Origin of the sequence: Mangrovivirga cuniculi (genome assembly GCF_005166025.1) — a bacterium.
In the GTDB taxonomy this organism is placed as follows: domain Bacteria; phylum Bacteroidota; class Bacteroidia; order Cytophagales; family Cyclobacteriaceae; genus Mangrovivirga; species Mangrovivirga cuniculi.
In genome coordinates this window covers 3400082-3415510 of sequence record NZ_CP028923.1, presented here as the reverse complement: position 1 = coordinate 3415510, position 15429 = coordinate 3400082, and the positions used below count along the sequence as shown (strand labels likewise).

The window sequence follows — 15429 nt, the reverse complement described above, 5'->3', positions numbered from 1 at the left end:
TTGAAACGAGGGTATTCTGTAAATAGAGGAAAAAACAGGGTTAACTACAGCTTTGTCGTGATAAGTAAATGTTTGTTTAAACAGTTAAAAAGGCTGTTTTTGGTTATGATCGTATTTTCTTTCAAGCATATTGTTTAAATAGGGATAAATATTTTTTCATGTAATAGTGTGACATTTAATGACGTAATTTTAATGACCGGTATGCGCTTACTTTGTATAAAATTAAATTAAAAATACCATGAATAACTCAACAGAAGGTGTAACACTGGATGCTGTATTTATTAATGACGTGTTAAGTAATTATGACAAGTCTAAATATCCCGAGCTTTATCAGATCGTAGATGGAATAGAGTTGAAAGGCAATGTTCCCATGGATATCTATAATGATCTTTGCATGTGGATAGAACAAAATTTAGGTAAGTTCAATTTGATCAAAGTAGGCAGGACGATTGGTGAGACTGTTCACACTCAGTTTCTGAAAAACAATTTGATCAATACAAATTCAAAACCCATAGATATCATCAAAGCGCTTAAGCTTGTGGCAAGCCAGATGATACAGGACCCTCAGGGCAGAGGCTGGGAGATTGTGTCTGATGAACCAAAAAAGATCGTGGTTCGTCGTACTCAGACTTTTAACGGTAAGCTACAGTTGGGGTTACTTGACGGGCTTGTGCGTAAGTCGAAGGCTACAGGGGTTCGTGTCGATTTCACAAAAGAAGTGGAGCTGGGAGATGAATTTGACGAATATCAGATTACCTGGTTATAAGAAAACAGAGTAGTTAGTTTATAGCACATGAGGAGCGGTTGTATGACCGCTCTTTTTTTATTCATTGCCATTAAAAGAAGGGATGCTGTCTTTTAGTCTCATGTTGAGATCAAGGGAAGAAGCTCTCATAAGTTTAAGACTGCCATGCTTATGTTTTATTTTATCCATAGCCTCGTAAAGCTTTATTGTTTCTTCGGTATCATCAAAAAGGCTGATCTGGTAGTTTCCGTGAACCAGTTCGCTAAATCGTACGCCGATGAGCCTTATGAGCATTCGGCGGTTGTAAAGCTGGTCAAATAATTCCTGCGCTTTTTTTATCAGGGTATGATCGGAAGAAGTATAGGCTATTCTACACTGTTTGCTTACCGTATCAAAGTTAGAATAGCGAAGCTTGACTGTAATGCAGGCAGTGAGTTTTTGCTTTTCTCTTATTTTAAAGCCGAGTTTTTCGACCATAGCCGTCAGTACATTTTTAAGGAATTGCACATCGATAGTATCCTTCTGGAACGTAGTCTCCGTGGAGATCGATTTTTGTTCCCGAAACGGAATTACGGGAGAATTGTCTTCCCCGTTGGCTTTTTTCCACAGGGCTACTCCATTGCTTCCGAGTGCAGCAGCTAATATTTCGACGGGCATCTCCCGTAATGTGCGGACGTTAAATATCCCCATGTCGGTGAGAAAACGGGCTGTTTTGTCGCCGATCATCGGTATTTTCTGAATAGGTAGAGGAGCGAGAAAAGCTTTTTCCATGCCATAGGGGATGTGGCGTTGTCCGTTGGGCTTAGCTTCCCCGGTGGCAACTTTTGATACCAATTTGTTGATGGATAGTCCCATGGAGATAGGGAGTCCGCTTTCTTTCATGATCTTTTGCCTCAGTTCTCCAGCCCATTTAACCGTTCCGAAAAAGCGATCCATTCCTGTTGCATCAATGTAAAATTCATCGATCGACGATTTTTCAAAGAGTGGTACATCATCTTTTATTATATCAGTAATCAGCCTGGAATACTTACTATATGCATCCATGTCGCCTGAGATATTAATCAGGTGTGGGCACAGTTGTCTGGCTAAAGCGATAGGCATGGCTGATCTCACGCCAAACCGTCTGGCTTCATAGCTGCACGAAGCTACTACACCCCGACGACTGCTCCCGCCGATTATCAATGGTTTACCCTTCAGCGTAGGGTTGCGCAGACATTCCACCGACACAAAAAAGAGTCGAGATCCATGTGGACGATGCTTCTGCCAACTGTAGAGTATTTTTCCATAATTCCCTTCATTTAATTACTAACAAAATTAGTAATTTATACTGTTTTAATAATCTTTTAGCTAAATAAATTAGTATTTAATTTGATTAATTGGTATAATTACTAATATTTGTAGTAGAAATAATAAACAGACATGCGAGATATAATTATTAAAGAGTTAAAGAGTAAGAAGCTGGAAGCCAATAAGTGCGGAGTTCATTTCAAAGCCGGATTAAGCCGTGAAACAGTGCAGGGATATTGCCTGGTTGATTCCGGGTTAACACTTAAAGAAGTGACAGAGCATATCAGGCAGGAGGTTTTGAGAAAGCGAGGTCTTGCTTCTGAAGTTTTTTCGGGTAGCCAGGCGAAGGGAAGGTATTTTATTCATTCGGGAGTATAATATATGGATGGTGTATTCTAATTTTACCATTATACTTTTTCAATTATGAGTCTGATCAGTCAAAACCTTAAATACCTGAGAAAAAAGAACGACCTGACCCAGGAGCAATTTGCAGATAAGCTGGGAATCAAGCGGTCACAAGTGGGAGCCTATGAAGAGGGTAGGGCAGATCCCCGCATTCCAACACTCATGAGAATCTCTGAAGTGTTTGATTATAGTATGGATGAGCTGGTTAGTGAATCGCTTGAGAAAATAGATAGTTCAGGCAGGAAACTTTCTGTTAGTAAAAACCCTGAAATGAAAGTTCTGGCGATCACTGTAGATGAGCATGACCGCGAGAATATCGAACTTGTGCCTGATAAAGCCTCCGCAGGTTATCTCAATGGTTATTCAGATCCTGAGTATATTGAGGAGCTACCTAAGTTTCAATTACCCAATTTGCCGGGTAATGCTACTTACAGGGCATTTGAGATCAGTGGAGATTCGATGTTGCCACTTCAATCCGGGACTATAGTTATTGGGCAGTATTTAGAACGTCCTGAAGATATTAAAAATGGGAAGACCTATGTGCTGGTCACAGGAAAGGAAGGTATTGTTTATAAGAGGGTTTTTAATTACCTGGAAGAAAAAGGTAGTCTTTATCTCGTTTCTGATAATACAAATTATGCACCGTATAGCGTTCCGGTCGATGAGGTTTTTGAAATATGGGAAGCAAAGGCATTTATCAGTGTAAGCTTTCCGGAGCCTGAATCCGGAAAAGATATGACGTTAGATAAGCTGGCTAAAATGGTGCTGGAGCTACAACAGGAAGTTATTAAGTTGAAAGACAGGTAAATATCTTACACTCTCATGATATTTGTCTAAAGGCTTGATACTTGATTTCAGGTTTGTTACGTTTATCTTTGTGATATCATTCGTAACAGGCTTATATGTTTAAAAATATTATACTTGCATTTTTAGTATTGAGTCTCTGCTCATTTTCAATCTCTGTCGGGGACAGTGATCTGCGTCCAATTAAAGAGAACTCTTTTGACTTTCGCATTGATACTGAAAAACTTCTTAATGGATCGTACCAGTATTTTATCAGTTATAAGCCTAAAGGAGAATTGCCTTCAGGGACCAAAAAGGATGATTTTTCCAGGTTTTTAAAATATGATATTTATAATGTACTTAATAAAAACAAGGATGAGGATTACCATGTCATCATGTCTAAGACTGCATATGTAGTTGATGCTCCATCAGATTTTTTCTCTTCTAACCGTGTAAAAGATCTTTCTTTTATCAGAAAGACATTGCCTGAATACGAAGTCAGCTTAAAAGAAGACGGGAACTATAAAATCGGTTCTTCTGGAATGGCTCCGGATTTTGAATATAGTCTTAGAACCTTCTACCCTGAATATAAAGAGCCTCTTTTGAAGTATTTCCTTAAGAATGTTACTACCCATGATTACCCTGGTAAAACACCCATGATGGTGACTTTACAGCATAATTATAACTTTAGTACTGTTTTATGGCAGAAAACCAATAAAATGTCAGTGGTGTTTTGCGCTTATTATCCGATTGGTGAAAATAAAACCTTGATAATTAATCATACGCTGAATCTCGTTCACAATGTTCCTCCAAAGTTAATAGGTGGATCGGATATGATGATTGATATGATCGTGGAAGGTATTTCAGAGTATATCGCAGCTACCAATAGTGCTGTTAAAGATTACTAATTAGAAAGGACTTATGAAATATTTCATAAGCCCTTCCTGATATTTTATTTCCTGTCTTTTCTATCGATTAAAGAAATAAGAAACATTTAAGTTAAAAGAACTATTTTTATATGTGTCTTCACTGTCAAGATCGTTTGGCTCAAGATCTGTTAACCCCAGTTCATAATTTACTCCAACTCTGAATTTATCGATATCTACTCCAGCTCCGAAATTAAGTCCAAAATCTATCGGGTCAAAGTCATCATCTTCTGAATTACCCAAGTCCAAATCTGATTCGATAGTGGTTCCTTCAAAAGTTTCTTCAGCTTTCCCGGAGATTCCATAAGAGAAATAAGGTCCGGCTTGTATAAACGGCTTAACGTTTTGCTCTCCAAATGAATATTCCAGAGCTCCTTGTAGTTGCAAATAATTTACTTTTAGTCTGGTTTCGGAAGTTTCATCGATGTCATTATATTCCGCAACTACACCTTTTTGAGTGAAATATAAACCAGTATTCAATTTTAAGTTGTCCGATAGTTCATATAGTGCCGTACCACCTATATGAAATCCGAATAGATATTTTTTTGTTTCTTCTTCTTCCAAAGGAAAGGAGATGTTCCAGGTTGAAAGATTTCCACCTGCTCTGATACCCAATTCCTGGGCGTTCAATAAATTTGGTAATGCTAAAATGGTTAAGAGAAAGATTAATTTTTTTGGTTGCATAGTTTTTTAGTTAATAAATAAAAAAAGCCCGAAGAATTTTCTTCGGGCTCAATTATATTAAAAATTTTTGTATTATCTATTGAAAAAATAAGAAACATTGATGTTGAATGAGCTATTTTTCCAGGTCTCGTTTGAGTCCCATCCATTGGGAATTAAATTAGCAATTCCAGCCTCATAGTTCAGGCCTACTCTGAATTTTTCAACGTCAACTCCACCGCCTATATTTAATCCGAAATCCATTGGCGCTATGTCGTCATTTTCTCCATTACCAATATTGTTATCTACTTCTCCTGAGAAGTCAGGCGTATCGATTTTATATTTGGATGATGCTGCAAAAGAAAAATATGGTCCGGCCTGAAGAAATGGCTTTAACTGATCACCTCCAAATGAATATTCGATAGCAAATGGCAAGTGAATGTAATTCACGATTTCTTTTAAAGTACCACCATCTTCTTTAAAACGCTCTCCCTTTTGAGAATATAATAAAGAACCGTTGATTCTTACATTGTCATTAATGGGATAAATGCCAGTTGCTCCTATATGGAAACCAAAAAGGCTTAGTGCATCTTCATTAATTTCTTCTACGGAGTAGTTAAATCTTGAAAAATTGCCTCCGATTCTAGCTCCGAATTCCTGAGCTTGGGAATTTAGCGACATGAAGATCAAAAACGCTGATCCTAGTAAAAGTCTTAGTCTCATAATTATATAAATTAATTTTCTACAAGTATAGGTAGTTAATGCTTATTAAACATCTGCAGAAACATTATAATACTTACATGAGAGGGGTAATAAGTGTATATGGCGGAGCGTGTTTTATTTGATCAAAAAAAAACCCGGAGAAATTTCTCCGGGCTTTTATAGTAAATTTCTTTTTTCTTATCTGTTGAAGAAATAAGAAACGTTTAAGCTGAAAACACTTGTTTTAGCTGTTTCGTCTCCTTGTAGATCTTTTGGAGTCAAATCAGAAAGTCCAAGGTCGTAGTTAACACCAACTCTGAATTTCTGGATGTCAACACCACCACCTAAAGTGAAACCAAAGTTCATTGGTGCGATATCATCATCTTCGCTGTTTCCAACGTTTAGATCTGCTTCTCCAGAAACATCACCACCGTCAACTTTAACTTTAGCTCCGATAGCATATCCTAAATAAGGACCAGCCTGAATGAAAGGCTTAATTTGATCTCCACCAAATCCGTATTCTACTGCAACTGGTAATTGTAAATAGTTAACAATGAATTTAGTTGTAGCATCACCGTCTTCATATCTTTCACCTGCTTGAGTGTATAGTAATGAAGCGTTGATTTTAAGATTGTCATTGATTGGCAATAAAGCAGTACCACCGAACTGTAAACCGAAAAGGCTCTTAGCATCGTCGCCAGCTCCGTCTGCTGAATAGTTTATGCTTGAAAGGTTTCCACCTACTCTTGCACCGAATTCCTGAGCATTAGCACCAAATGTAATTACTAGCGCAAACGCTAATCCTAATAATGATTTAATTTTCATAATAGTAAAATGATTAATTATAGTTGTATATGATAAAAAAATATTCCTTGGTTTTAAAAATCTTTGCAATTATAATTATTTAAGAATTTTATTTAAAAGTATTTATATGTTTTTTTATGATGTTTTCAGCTAATTTAATGTAACTATCTGTTTTTCAGGGGTTATTATTTTCAATTAGCTTTTATTTATCAGTAATTTTTTCGTATTCTTCTTTTAATAATTTATAATCTGTTTTATCGGTATTTGTCTTCGGTATTTTACTAACGTATATTATTTTTTTCGGTTTTACTTTAACAAAAAGTTTTAACATTTCATTTATGGCCAACTTTGATGCCAGTTTTTGGTTTGCTTCGATAAAAATCACGAAACTTTCGCCAAAACTGTCGTCATATACTTTTAATAGTGCAATATCATTGTTAATATTTTTTTTATTTAAGTAGTCTTCAATTTTGGTCTTCAGATCATCAAGATTGATTTTTATTCCTCCCGAATTAATAACATTGTCTGCTCGCCCCAGCCATCTGAACTTATCCTCATCGATGATTTCCACAATATCATTTGTATCCAGCCATTGGTCCGAAGTTACTTTCCCTCGAACTAATAGTTTCCTCTCCTCACTTTTTATGCTTATTCCGGGTAGTGTTGTGAAAAAATCTGCTTTTTCATGCCTGTTAACTTTTCTCAGGGCAATATTTGACACTGTTTCTGTCATTGCATAAGTGTGAAAAATACTGCCTGGCAGGCCACTCAATTTTTTTCCTAATTCATAGCTTATCGCACCACCACCAATTAAAATGATCGAATCTTTATTAATGCCACCTATATCCCCATTTTCTATGATGTTTTTCATCTGATAAGGTGTTACCGAGGTAATTCCGATTTTTTTATTTCCTTTAAAAGGATTTCCCGATGGTTCCTCAGCTATTATAGGAAGGTCAAAAACCAGGGCTCGTATCAACACCATTTTTCCTCCAATGAACGATGCTGGGATACAGAGAAAAGATTCTCTTGATTTTTGATCATAACCCAGGAAATCACCGGTCATTTTTGCTGAAGCAATTAGTCTATCACGACTGATCTTAATTTTTTTTGGTTTACCCGTAGAACCTGAAGTTTGCTGAATAAGCTCATTATCTTCTCTTAAAAAAATCTTAAGGTTTCTAAAACGCTTTTTTCGAATTCAGACTGAGCAAGGTCGGTTTGAGAATTGAGTATTTCTTCAAAACTTATTACTCTTCCGTTTATTTTTAAATTAATATTTCTGCGTTTCATTTATTGAAACAAAGCTTTAAATACTTTTTTATTATGATCTGGTTCAGTGAATATTTCAATTATTATTCGACCGGAAGAAGATTTAATTAGCTCTTTAGCTTCTGCTATATGAGTAGTCGTTGTACACTTAAAATATTGAAGTTTGTGGTCCCTTGCAATATTTCTGGCAGTTAGCATTTGCCTGGTTTCAAACCATTCATTACTTTCCGGTTGTCTGGATGGGCCATCTATCAGTCCGAATATACCCCCGGAACGATTATTCATGATGACAATACATAGATTTTTATAGTCATAGTTATGCCATAAACTATTGCGGTCGTAGAAAAATGATAGATCCCCGGTAAGGATTACATTATACTTATCGGATTTTACTATTGAATGACCCATTGCAGTGGAGATGGTCCCATCAATTCCACTGGTGCCCCTGTTTGCTATGATATGTAAATTTCTTCCTTTACCCGATATAAAGTTCACCCATCTGACAGGCATGCTGTTCGCCAGATGGAGATTTGTATTTTCCGGAAGGCTTTGTAAGATCGCTTTACTTACAGATAATTCGTTTAGGGTCTCCCCGTTTTTACCTAAAATACTATTCAACTTTGCTTCCGCTTTTTCTTCCTTAGCCTGCCATGATTTCAAGTACTTGGGATCTTTATTTTCCCAATCCATTGTCTGATCCAGAAATTGATCTATTTCTACATCTATCGTCTTGGTGAGGTTCTGTAGCGGATCAGATAAGAACTCATTGATGCCCACGTACCAGTGTTCCTGCTTTCTGTTTATCCGTAATCTTAAATATATTTTGGTGTTTTTGCTTATTATTGATTTGCCGAAGCTGATGATGAGGTCTGGATTTAGCTTGTTAAATTCACTCTCTTTAAGTGTTTTAAGGAAGATGTCTGCTTTAGTAATTGCTGTATCAACATTAAAGCAATTACTGATTATGTCTGTAATTACCGGAATGTTCTTCCTTCTTGCCCAATCAGATAGTTTTTCCTGGTTTTCTCTACTAATATTTGATTGACCGGCCAGGATTAATACATTTCTACTTTCCTTGTATTTTTTCTCAAGATCAGATAAAATATTAAGAGGGATCGATCTGGTGATTTCCCCATTTTCTATTATTCTAACCTTTCTTTCAAATTTGAAATTTTCTCCTGGTTCAGGGTAAAAGGGTTCTCTCAGTGGAATATTGACATGTACCGGTCCACATGGATGTTTTTTTGCCTCTATGAAGGCTTCGTTGATGATTCGATTAGATTGCCATTGGGCATCCTCATGACTGGTGTCTACCGGAAGTTCAAAGGATCTTTTTATATGATTCGAATAAAGGTTATTCTGCCTGATTGTCTGGCCATCCCATTGATCGATCCACTCCGGAGGTCGGTCTGCCGTTAGGATTACCATGGGGATCTGCCTGTAATAAGCCTCTGTTACTGCCGGGATATAGTTAGAGGCAGCAGTTCCTGAAGTACATGCAATGACGACTGGTGTGCTGGATGCTTCAGCCATTCCCATGGCGGCAAAGGCAGCGCTTCTTTCATCAGAAAGCGTAAAACATTCTATTTTTTTATACCTGGTAAAGGCCAATGTTAATGGGGCAACCCTGGATCCAGGTGATAATACAGCATATTTTGCACCGTGGGCTTCCGCAATTACTGGTATCTGGTTAATGTGTTTTAATATCATAGGCAGGGTAAAAATATAAAACATACCCTAAACACGAATTATACAATCGAATAATTTCTTTGAATAGTCAAAATATTCGATGGTTTCAATAGTTGAATTTTTAAGAAGAGGCCAATTTTAATAGATATATTAAATAAAAAAGCCCTGACGTTCAGGTCAGGGCTTCAGATTATAAGTTGATTTTACTTATTTTCTTTTAATTACTTTTTGAGCAGCTTCAACGATCGCTTCAGGACTAAGTCCGTATTTTGCAAGCAGCTCTTCAGGCTTACCACTTTCACCGAATGAATCATTGACTCCGATGATTTCAAGTGGTGCTGGTAATTCTCTTGAAAGAACAGAAGCAACGCTTTCACCAAGACCACCGTTGATCTGATGCTCTTCTGCAGTTACTGCGCAACCTGTTTTCTTAACTGATTCGATGATCGCTTCACGATCGATCGGCTTGATCGTATGAATATTGATCACTTCGGCATTGATGCCCATTTCTTCAAGTTTAGCTTCAGCTTCAATAGCATACCATACCATATGTCCGGTAGCAAAAATTGTCACATCGCTGCCTTCGATCATTTTGATTGCTTTACCAATCTCAAAGGTTTGGTCTTCTGGAGTGAAAACAGGCCATTTTGGACGTCCAAACCTTAAATAAACCGGGCCTTCGTGTTTAGCTACAGCTAAAGTAGCAGCTTTGGTTTGGTTGTAATCACAAGGGTTGATCACAGTCATGTGAGGAAGCATTTTCATCATTCCAACATCCTCTAGAATCTGGTGAGTAGCTCCATCTTCTCCCAATGTTAGACCGGCATGAGAAGCACAGATTTTTACATTTTTTCCGGAATAAGCAATAGATTGCCTGATCTGGTCATAAACACGGCCAGTACTGAAATTTGCAAAAGTTCCTGTGAAAGGAATTTTGCCTCCGATTGTCATACCGGCTGCAAGTCCCATCATATTTGCTTCTGCAATACCTGTTTGATAGAATCTTTCAGGGAATTCGTTTTGGAATGCTCCCATTTTAAGTGATCCGGTAAGGTCAGCACAAAGAGCCACAATTCTTTCGTCTTGCTTTCCGGCTTCTAATAAACCATCACCGAATCCCGAGCGTGTATCTTTCTTTTCAGTAAAAGAGAATTTCATCGATTTATATTTTTGAAGGGCGAACCCTTTAATTCTTAATTTGATTTAAAATTTATTGGGAAGATTAATAGTCTCCTAAGGTTTCTTCCAGTTGACCTAAAGCCTGCTCTAATTGTTCATCATTAGGAGCAACACCGTGCCATTTGTGAGTTCCTACCATGAAATCAATAGGGAATCCCATTTCAGTACTCATTAAATTAACAACTGGTCTGCCTTTTCTTGTCAGACTGTGTGCATGTTTCATGGCTTTAACAATGCTGTCCATGTCATTACCATTAGACTCTACTACAGACCATCCAAAAGATTCCCACTTTGATTTTAAATCGGCAAGATCCATAACGTCTTTTGTCGGGCCGTCAATCTGCTGGCCATTGTAATCTACTGTTGCAACCAGGTTGTCTATTCTGTGGTGAGATGCATACATTGCTGCTTCCCATACCTGACCTTCCTGAAGTTCGCCATCACCCATCAATACGTAGACAGTGTGATTGTCATCATTCAATTTTTTAGCCTGAGCAGCACCTGCGGCTACTGAAAGTCCCTGGCCTAAAGAACCGGATGCCACTCTGATACCGGGAAGTCCTTCCTCGGTTGCCGGGTGACCTTGTAGGCGGCTATCAATCTTTCTGAAGGTTGCTAATTCGCTCACATCAAAAAAACCGGCATGTGCTAACGTACTATACCAAACAGGTGAAATATGACCGTTTGATAAGAAGAACAGGTCTTCACCAATGCCGTCCGGGTTAAAAGGGACTTTGTAGTCCATAATTTCATTATACATGGCTACGAAATAATCTGTACATCCCAGTGACCCGCCAGGGTGCCCTGATTGTACAGCGTGAACCATGCGTAAAACGTCTCTTCTGACTTGTGAAGCCAGGTTTTGTAACTTTTCAATATCTACTTGCTGCTCCATGCTTTTTGCTGAGGATAATGTTATTTATATCAAACAGGCCGCAAGTTACATGAAAAATCAATCATTTCCATGAAATCTTGCGGCCTAATACCCGATTATATCTGGATATAATTACACAGTATAATTTTGTGTAATTATTTGAGTATCTGTGACGTATGTTCTTTTGTTTTCACCTTCTTTATTATATCCTCGATTTTACCTTCTTCATCGATAATAAAGGTGGTTCTTTGTGTACCCATATATTTTCTGCCATACATATTTTTCTCTACCCAGGTACCGTATTTTTCATGAACTTCTTTTTCGGTATCAGCAAGTAAAGTGAATGGGAGCTCTTGCTTTTCAATGAATTTTCTATGCTTTGCTTCATCGTCAGAACTTATTCCGAGAATTTCATAGCCTGCCTTTTGCAATGCTTCATAATTATCTCGAAGGTTACAGGCCTGGGCTGTACAGCCTGGTGTAGCATCTTTTGGATAAAAATACAATACTACTTTTTTACCTCTGAAATCAGAGAGTTTAACTTTATTACCGTCTTGATCATTTACTTCAAAATCCGGCGCTTTATCGCCAATTTCTAATGCCATAATCGTGTTTTTTTTGGTTTATAATTGTGTGTTGTATTCTTTTACGTTACCTGCATTGTCAGTAACTCTCAGTAATAACTTACCTTTAAAAGGAATGTTTGGATCAAGTTTTTCTGATTCGATCAGTTTCCTTTTATAATCATACTTCATTAATACCCATTCTCCATTCATATACAGGTTATATGTATTTATTCCGGACATGTCATCATCAATAACAAATCTAAGTGAATTTTGATTCAATGTTATCGCTCGAATGTCAGGTTTTTCATTGTCTTCCCTGATCGTGAAATCACCAAAGTATCTTGTGTAAAAAGTAAAGGCGTCGCCAGATCGTTTGCCGCCTTCATAACTAAACCATCTGCCATTATTTCCTATTCGGTATACTCCGGCTTTGTCACTATATTCTTTTTTAGGTTTGAGTGTTACGACCATGCTTTTTCTCAAAGGAACTGTATGGTCACCAATAGAAAACTTTTCAATTTCTTTAACCGAATCATATTCGTAATTGTATTCCAGATAAAGAGTATCAAACCCTGACCGGTAAGGGAAATTTATGTCAGCTGTTTTGCTATAAAATTTATAGCTGGTTTTGTTAGGGATGGTTGCAACGAAATCAAATTTATGAGAAACTTCATTGATCATTGCAGAATCAGGAGTTCCCCAGTTTAAATCCCAGATATAGAATTTTGCATTTGATGTGATATATGCAGGAGTCTCAAAGTGTTTTTGAAAACCGGAATAGACTATGATACTATCAGGACTCTCTGTTTTCGGGGTTGAAATTATAAGGTTATTTCTTTTTCTGTCAACTTCATAAGGCACATCAATAGCAGTGTAGAGGCCAGAAGGGTCTGTTTTTTCTCCAAATAACTTAAAAGATGCAGTAGAAGTATTTCCATAAGCATCTTTTAATTTGATTGAGTAATCTTTTTGGTCGCCTTCAGAAATCTCCAGAATTCCTTTGCCTAAAGATCGGTCGTAAAAAGGAAGGGGATTGTCGTCTTCAATGTATAGTTTATTAAACATACCACTTCCTTTTATTTTGGCAGCATAATTAGTGTGGATAAGTATATCTCTCTGATCGCTAAAAGAGAAATAATTTAATGACTGATCAAATAGAATCTGATCATTTTCAAATAACTGAACTACTGGCACTCCATTTTGATTGGGTACTCCATTAAATTTATCATAAGCCTTTACTTCAATTCCGACAGGCCCTTCGATATTTATATTTTTATTGATGTAATAATTATTTCCTCTTCTGTATGGTCTGACTTCCAGTCGCTCGTATTTTCCATTTATTCTCGAATCCTTACTTAATGGTTCAAATGCTATTTCGTAAAGAGTGGGAGGAATTTGATCTACTATTTCTTCTTTGTAATAATTAAAAAGAGGGTTTATTGGTCGTTGTTTTTCATCTCTAATCTCAAAATGCAAATGAGGTCCTGAACTTGATCCTGAATTTCCACTTAGGGCGATTAACTCACCTTTATTGTATTTAAATTGACCGGGTTTCGGGAAAAGTTCAATTTCAAAAGTTTCTTTTTGATATTGTTGTTCTCTTACCCATTTGGCCAAATCCGGCTCAAATTCACTTAGGTGAGCATAAACAGTAGTATATCCATTTGGATGAGTAACATAAAGTACATTTCCGTATCCACTTGTCGAAACTTTAATTCGGGAAATATATCCCCTGTCACAGCATATACATCCCAGCCTTCAACTCCACCTGTTTTAATGTCGAGTCCACCATGAAAATGTGTAGATCTCAATTCGCCCATTGTTCCAGCCAGGTAATTGCGGTTATGTGGATTCATCGGGAATAAATATGGACCTTCTGACGATCCATTTGATTGCCCGAAAATGGAATAAGTTTGAAAGATCAAGTAAATGACCAAAGTTGCCCTGAAAAAATCACCCATAATTATTATTTTATCTCGAAATCAAGCATTTTTTTACCTTCTAAAAATCCGGTTAATCTATCCCCTTTTTTAACCGGCCCGACTCCTTTGGGAGTACCGGTAAAAATTATGTCTCCTGTACTTAATGTGATGTATTTTGAAATATGAGCAAGCAGCTCATCTATCTTATACATCATTAATGACGTATTTCCCTTTTGTTTGGTTTCTCCATTTACCTGAAGTTCAAAATTCAGGTCTTGCAGATCTTTAAATTCACTTTTTGGAATAAATTCAGAAATTGGAGCAGAACCATTAAATCCCTTGGCTATAGCCCATGGGAGTCCTTTTGATTTAGCTTTTGATTGTATATCCCTGGCAGTAAAATCTATTCCCAGTCCAACGGCATCATAATATTTATGTGCGAACTTAGGCTGAATACTTTTGCCTTGTTTACAAATTTTTATGATTACTTCGATCTCATGATGGATGTCATTACTGTAATCCGGGTAATAAAAAGGATCGTTATTTTTAAGTAACGCGGTATCCGGTTTTGTAAAAATTACAGGATCCTCAGGGATCTCGTTGTTCAATTCTTTAATATGATCAACATAATTTCTGCCAATTGCCAGAATTTTCATATTTTATATAATAAGTTTAAGCTATGATTTATTAATTATTAAGTTTCAATACGCCAATTTCAAAGTTAATATTATATTATTAAAAATTTGAAGTCAAAAACCATGAAGAAAGTACTTGCAATATTTTTCGTGGCAATTATCGCTTATGGATGTGCCACGGTACCAGTAACAGGAAGAAGACAACTTAGCCTGGTGAGTAACGAAGAACTTATTCCCGTTGCTTTTCAACAATATGATCAGTTCCTGGATACTTCAAGAGTAGTAACAGGAACAAAAAATGCCCAGATGGTAAAGAATGCCGGGAATAGAATTCAGACAGCTGTAGAACAGTATTTAAGAGATAACAATTCGATAGAGGTTATCGAGGGGTTTGAATGGGAATTTAAACTCGTGAACGAAGATATAGCCAATGCCTGGTGTTTACCTGGAGGAAAGGTAGCTTTTTATGAAGGAATAATGCCGATTTGTGAAAATGAAACCGGTGTCGCCGTAGTTATGGGGCACGAAATTGCCCACGCAATAGCCAATCATGGTAGAGAACGAATTAGTAACGCCATGGTCCTTCAAGGTGCTTTTGGGACTTTTGGTGCACTTATGGGGCAAAATCCCTCTGCAGGAGAGCAATTGATTCTTCAGGCTTTTGGAGTAGGTGGTCAATTAGGAATGCTGAAATTTTCAAGAAAACACGAATCTGAAGCCGATGAAATAGGATTAATATTTATGGCTATTGCTGGTTATGACCCTAGAGAAGCCGTTGATTTTTGGGGTAGAATGTCTGAAAAATCCGGAGGACAGCAACCACCTGAATTCTTGAGTACTCACCCGAGTCATGATACTCGTATATCAGACTTACAAGAATTAATGCCAAAAGCAATGGAATACTACAATAAAAATAAATAGAGATCATTTTAAAGAAGCCCGGAAACATAAGTTTTTGGGCTTTTTATTTTTTTACCCCT

17 protein-coding genes are annotated in these 15429 nt (G+C 37.1%); 5 read left to right on the top strand and 12 right to left on the bottom strand.

Going from position 1 to position 15429, the window contains the following annotated elements:
* Nucleotides 1-238 precede the first annotated feature (238 nt).
* Nucleotides 239-766, top strand: a complete 528-nt coding sequence (locus DCC35_RS15035) for a hypothetical protein (RefSeq protein WP_137091583.1) — start codon at nucleotides 239-241, stop codon at nucleotides 764-766.
* Between the two features lie 57 nt (nucleotides 767-823).
* Here DCC35_RS15035 and dinB read toward each other — a convergent pair whose 3' ends face one another.
* Nucleotides 824-1966: a DNA polymerase IV gene (gene dinB / locus DCC35_RS15030; protein WP_317129025.1), complete on the bottom strand. Its 1143-nt coding sequence runs from the start codon at nucleotides 1964-1966 to the stop codon at nucleotides 824-826.
* A 198-nt stretch (nucleotides 1967-2164) separates the two neighbouring features.
* Here dinB and DCC35_RS15025 point away from each other — a divergent pair, with 198 nt between their 5' ends.
* The 3 genes from DCC35_RS15025 (at nucleotide 2165) to DCC35_RS15015 (ending at nucleotide 4128) form a co-directional block, all read left to right on the top strand.
* On the top strand, nucleotides 2165-2410 hold the full coding sequence (locus tag DCC35_RS15025; RefSeq protein ID WP_137091581.1) for a hypothetical protein: 246 nt from the start codon (nucleotides 2165-2167) through the stop codon (nucleotides 2408-2410).
* 45 nt (nucleotides 2411-2455) lie between these two features.
* Entirely contained in the window at nucleotides 2456-3244 is a 789-nt protein-coding gene (locus DCC35_RS15020) for an XRE family transcriptional regulator (protein ID WP_137091580.1), read from the top strand.
* A 95-nt stretch (nucleotides 3245-3339) separates the two neighbouring features.
* The gene (locus DCC35_RS15015; RefSeq protein WP_137091579.1) at nucleotides 3340-4128 is read left to right on the top strand and encodes a hypothetical protein; all 789 of its coding nucleotides are present in this window, start codon (nucleotides 3340-3342) and stop codon (nucleotides 4126-4128) included.
* Between the two features lie 60 nt (nucleotides 4129-4188).
* Here the strand turns inward: DCC35_RS15015 and DCC35_RS15010 are convergent, their stop codons facing one another.
* The 11 genes from DCC35_RS15010 to DCC35_RS14965 form a co-directional block, all read right to left on the bottom strand.
* Entirely contained in the window at nucleotides 4189-4830 is a 642-nt protein-coding gene (locus DCC35_RS15010) for a porin family protein (protein ID WP_137091578.1), read from the bottom strand.
* Nucleotides 4831-4902: 72 nt separating this feature from the next.
* On the bottom strand, nucleotides 4903-5529 hold the full coding sequence (locus tag DCC35_RS15005) for a porin family protein (RefSeq protein WP_137091577.1): 627 nt from the start codon (nucleotides 5527-5529) through the stop codon (nucleotides 4903-4905).
* Nucleotides 5530-5706: 177 nt separating this feature from the next.
* Complete coding sequence (locus DCC35_RS15000; protein WP_137091576.1) at nucleotides 5707-6333, bottom strand: porin family protein; 627 nt, start codon at nucleotides 6331-6333, stop codon at nucleotides 5707-5709.
* 181 nt (nucleotides 6334-6514) lie between these two features.
* Entirely contained in the window at nucleotides 6515-7456 is a 942-nt protein-coding gene (locus tag DCC35_RS14995) for an AMP-binding protein (protein ID WP_394347734.1), read from the bottom strand.
* 149 nt (nucleotides 7457-7605) lie between these two features.
* Entirely contained in the window at nucleotides 7606-9294 is a 1689-nt protein-coding gene (gene menD, locus DCC35_RS14990; RefSeq protein ID WP_175402836.1) for a 2-succinyl-5-enolpyruvyl-6-hydroxy-3-cyclohexene-1-carboxylic-acid synthase, read from the bottom strand.
* Between the two features lie 186 nt (nucleotides 9295-9480).
* Entirely contained in the window at nucleotides 9481-10431 is a 951-nt protein-coding gene (locus tag DCC35_RS14985) for a transketolase family protein (protein WP_137091573.1), read from the bottom strand.
* Nucleotides 10432-10495: 64 nt separating this feature from the next.
* Nucleotides 10496-11347 carry a transketolase gene (locus DCC35_RS14980; RefSeq protein ID WP_137091572.1) on the bottom strand — a complete coding sequence of 284 codons (852 nt, stop codon included), beginning with the start codon at nucleotides 11345-11347 and terminating at the stop codon, nucleotides 10496-10498.
* A 134-nt stretch (nucleotides 11348-11481) separates the two neighbouring features.
* Nucleotides 11482-11931, bottom strand: a complete 450-nt coding sequence (gene bcp / locus DCC35_RS14975; RefSeq protein WP_137091571.1) for a thioredoxin-dependent thiol peroxidase — start codon at nucleotides 11929-11931, stop codon at nucleotides 11482-11484.
* Nucleotides 11932-11949: 18 nt separating this feature from the next.
* On the bottom strand, nucleotides 11950-13509 hold the full coding sequence (locus tag DCC35_RS14970) for a M23 family peptidase (protein ID WP_175402835.1): 1560 nt from the start codon (nucleotides 13507-13509) through the stop codon (nucleotides 11950-11952).
* Between the two features lie 17 nt (nucleotides 13510-13526).
* Nucleotides 13527-13853, bottom strand: coding sequence for a hypothetical protein (locus DCC35_RS20740; protein WP_175402834.1), 327 nt, complete (start codon nucleotides 13851-13853; stop codon nucleotides 13527-13529).
* A 5-nt stretch (nucleotides 13854-13858) separates the two neighbouring features.
* The gene (locus DCC35_RS14965; RefSeq protein WP_137091569.1) at nucleotides 13859-14470 is read right to left on the bottom strand and encodes a fumarylacetoacetate hydrolase family protein; all 612 of its coding nucleotides are present in this window, start codon (nucleotides 14468-14470) and stop codon (nucleotides 13859-13861) included.
* 102 nt (nucleotides 14471-14572) lie between these two features.
* Between DCC35_RS14965 and DCC35_RS14960 the strand changes: the two genes are divergently transcribed.
* Nucleotides 14573-15370, top strand: coding sequence for a M48 family metallopeptidase (locus DCC35_RS14960; RefSeq protein ID WP_137091568.1), 798 nt, complete (start codon nucleotides 14573-14575; stop codon nucleotides 15368-15370).
* Nucleotides 15371-15429: the final 59 nt, after the last annotated feature.

Excerpts from the sequence above, each read along its gene's own strand:
- bcp (WP_137091571.1), bottom strand. The coding sequence starts at position 11,931 with ATGGCATTAGAAATTGGCGATAAAGCGCCGGATTTTGAAGTAAATGAT.
- DCC35_RS15010 (WP_137091578.1), bottom strand. The coding sequence starts at position 4,830 with ATGCAACCAAAAAAATTAATCTTTCTCTTAACCATTTTAGCATTACCA.
- DCC35_RS14985 (WP_137091573.1), bottom strand. The coding sequence starts at position 10,431 with ATGAAATTCTCTTTTACTGAAAAGAAAGATACACGCTCGGGATTCGGT.
- DCC35_RS15025 (WP_137091581.1), top strand. The coding sequence starts at position 2,165 with ATGCGAGATATAATTATTAAAGAGTTAAAGAGTAAGAAGCTGGAAGCC.
- DCC35_RS15015 (WP_137091579.1), top strand. The coding sequence starts at position 3,340 with ATGTTTAAAAATATTATACTTGCATTTTTAGTATTGAGTCTCTGCTCA.
- DCC35_RS15005 (WP_137091577.1), bottom strand. The coding sequence starts at position 5,529 with ATGAGACTAAGACTTTTACTAGGATCAGCGTTTTTGATCTTCATGTCG.
- DCC35_RS15035 (WP_137091583.1), top strand. The coding sequence starts at position 239 with ATGAATAACTCAACAGAAGGTGTAACACTGGATGCTGTATTTATTAAT.
- DCC35_RS14965 (WP_137091569.1), bottom strand. The coding sequence starts at position 14,470 with ATGAAAATTCTGGCAATTGGCAGAAATTATGTTGATCATATTAAAGAA.
- DCC35_RS15000 (WP_137091576.1), bottom strand. The coding sequence starts at position 6,333 with ATGAAAATTAAATCATTATTAGGATTAGCGTTTGCGCTAGTAATTACA.
- DCC35_RS14980 (WP_137091572.1), bottom strand. The coding sequence starts at position 11,347 with ATGGAGCAGCAAGTAGATATTGAAAAGTTACAAAACCTGGCTTCACAA.
- DCC35_RS14960 (WP_137091568.1), top strand. The coding sequence starts at position 14,573 with ATGAAGAAAGTACTTGCAATATTTTTCGTGGCAATTATCGCTTATGGA.
- DCC35_RS15020 (WP_137091580.1), top strand. The coding sequence starts at position 2,456 with ATGAGTCTGATCAGTCAAAACCTTAAATACCTGAGAAAAAAGAACGAC.
- DCC35_RS20740 (WP_175402834.1), bottom strand. The coding sequence starts at position 13,853 with ATGGGTGATTTTTTCAGGGCAACTTTGGTCATTTACTTGATCTTTCAA.
- menD (WP_175402836.1), bottom strand. The coding sequence starts at position 9,294 with ATGATATTAAAACACATTAACCAGATACCAGTAATTGCGGAAGCCCAC.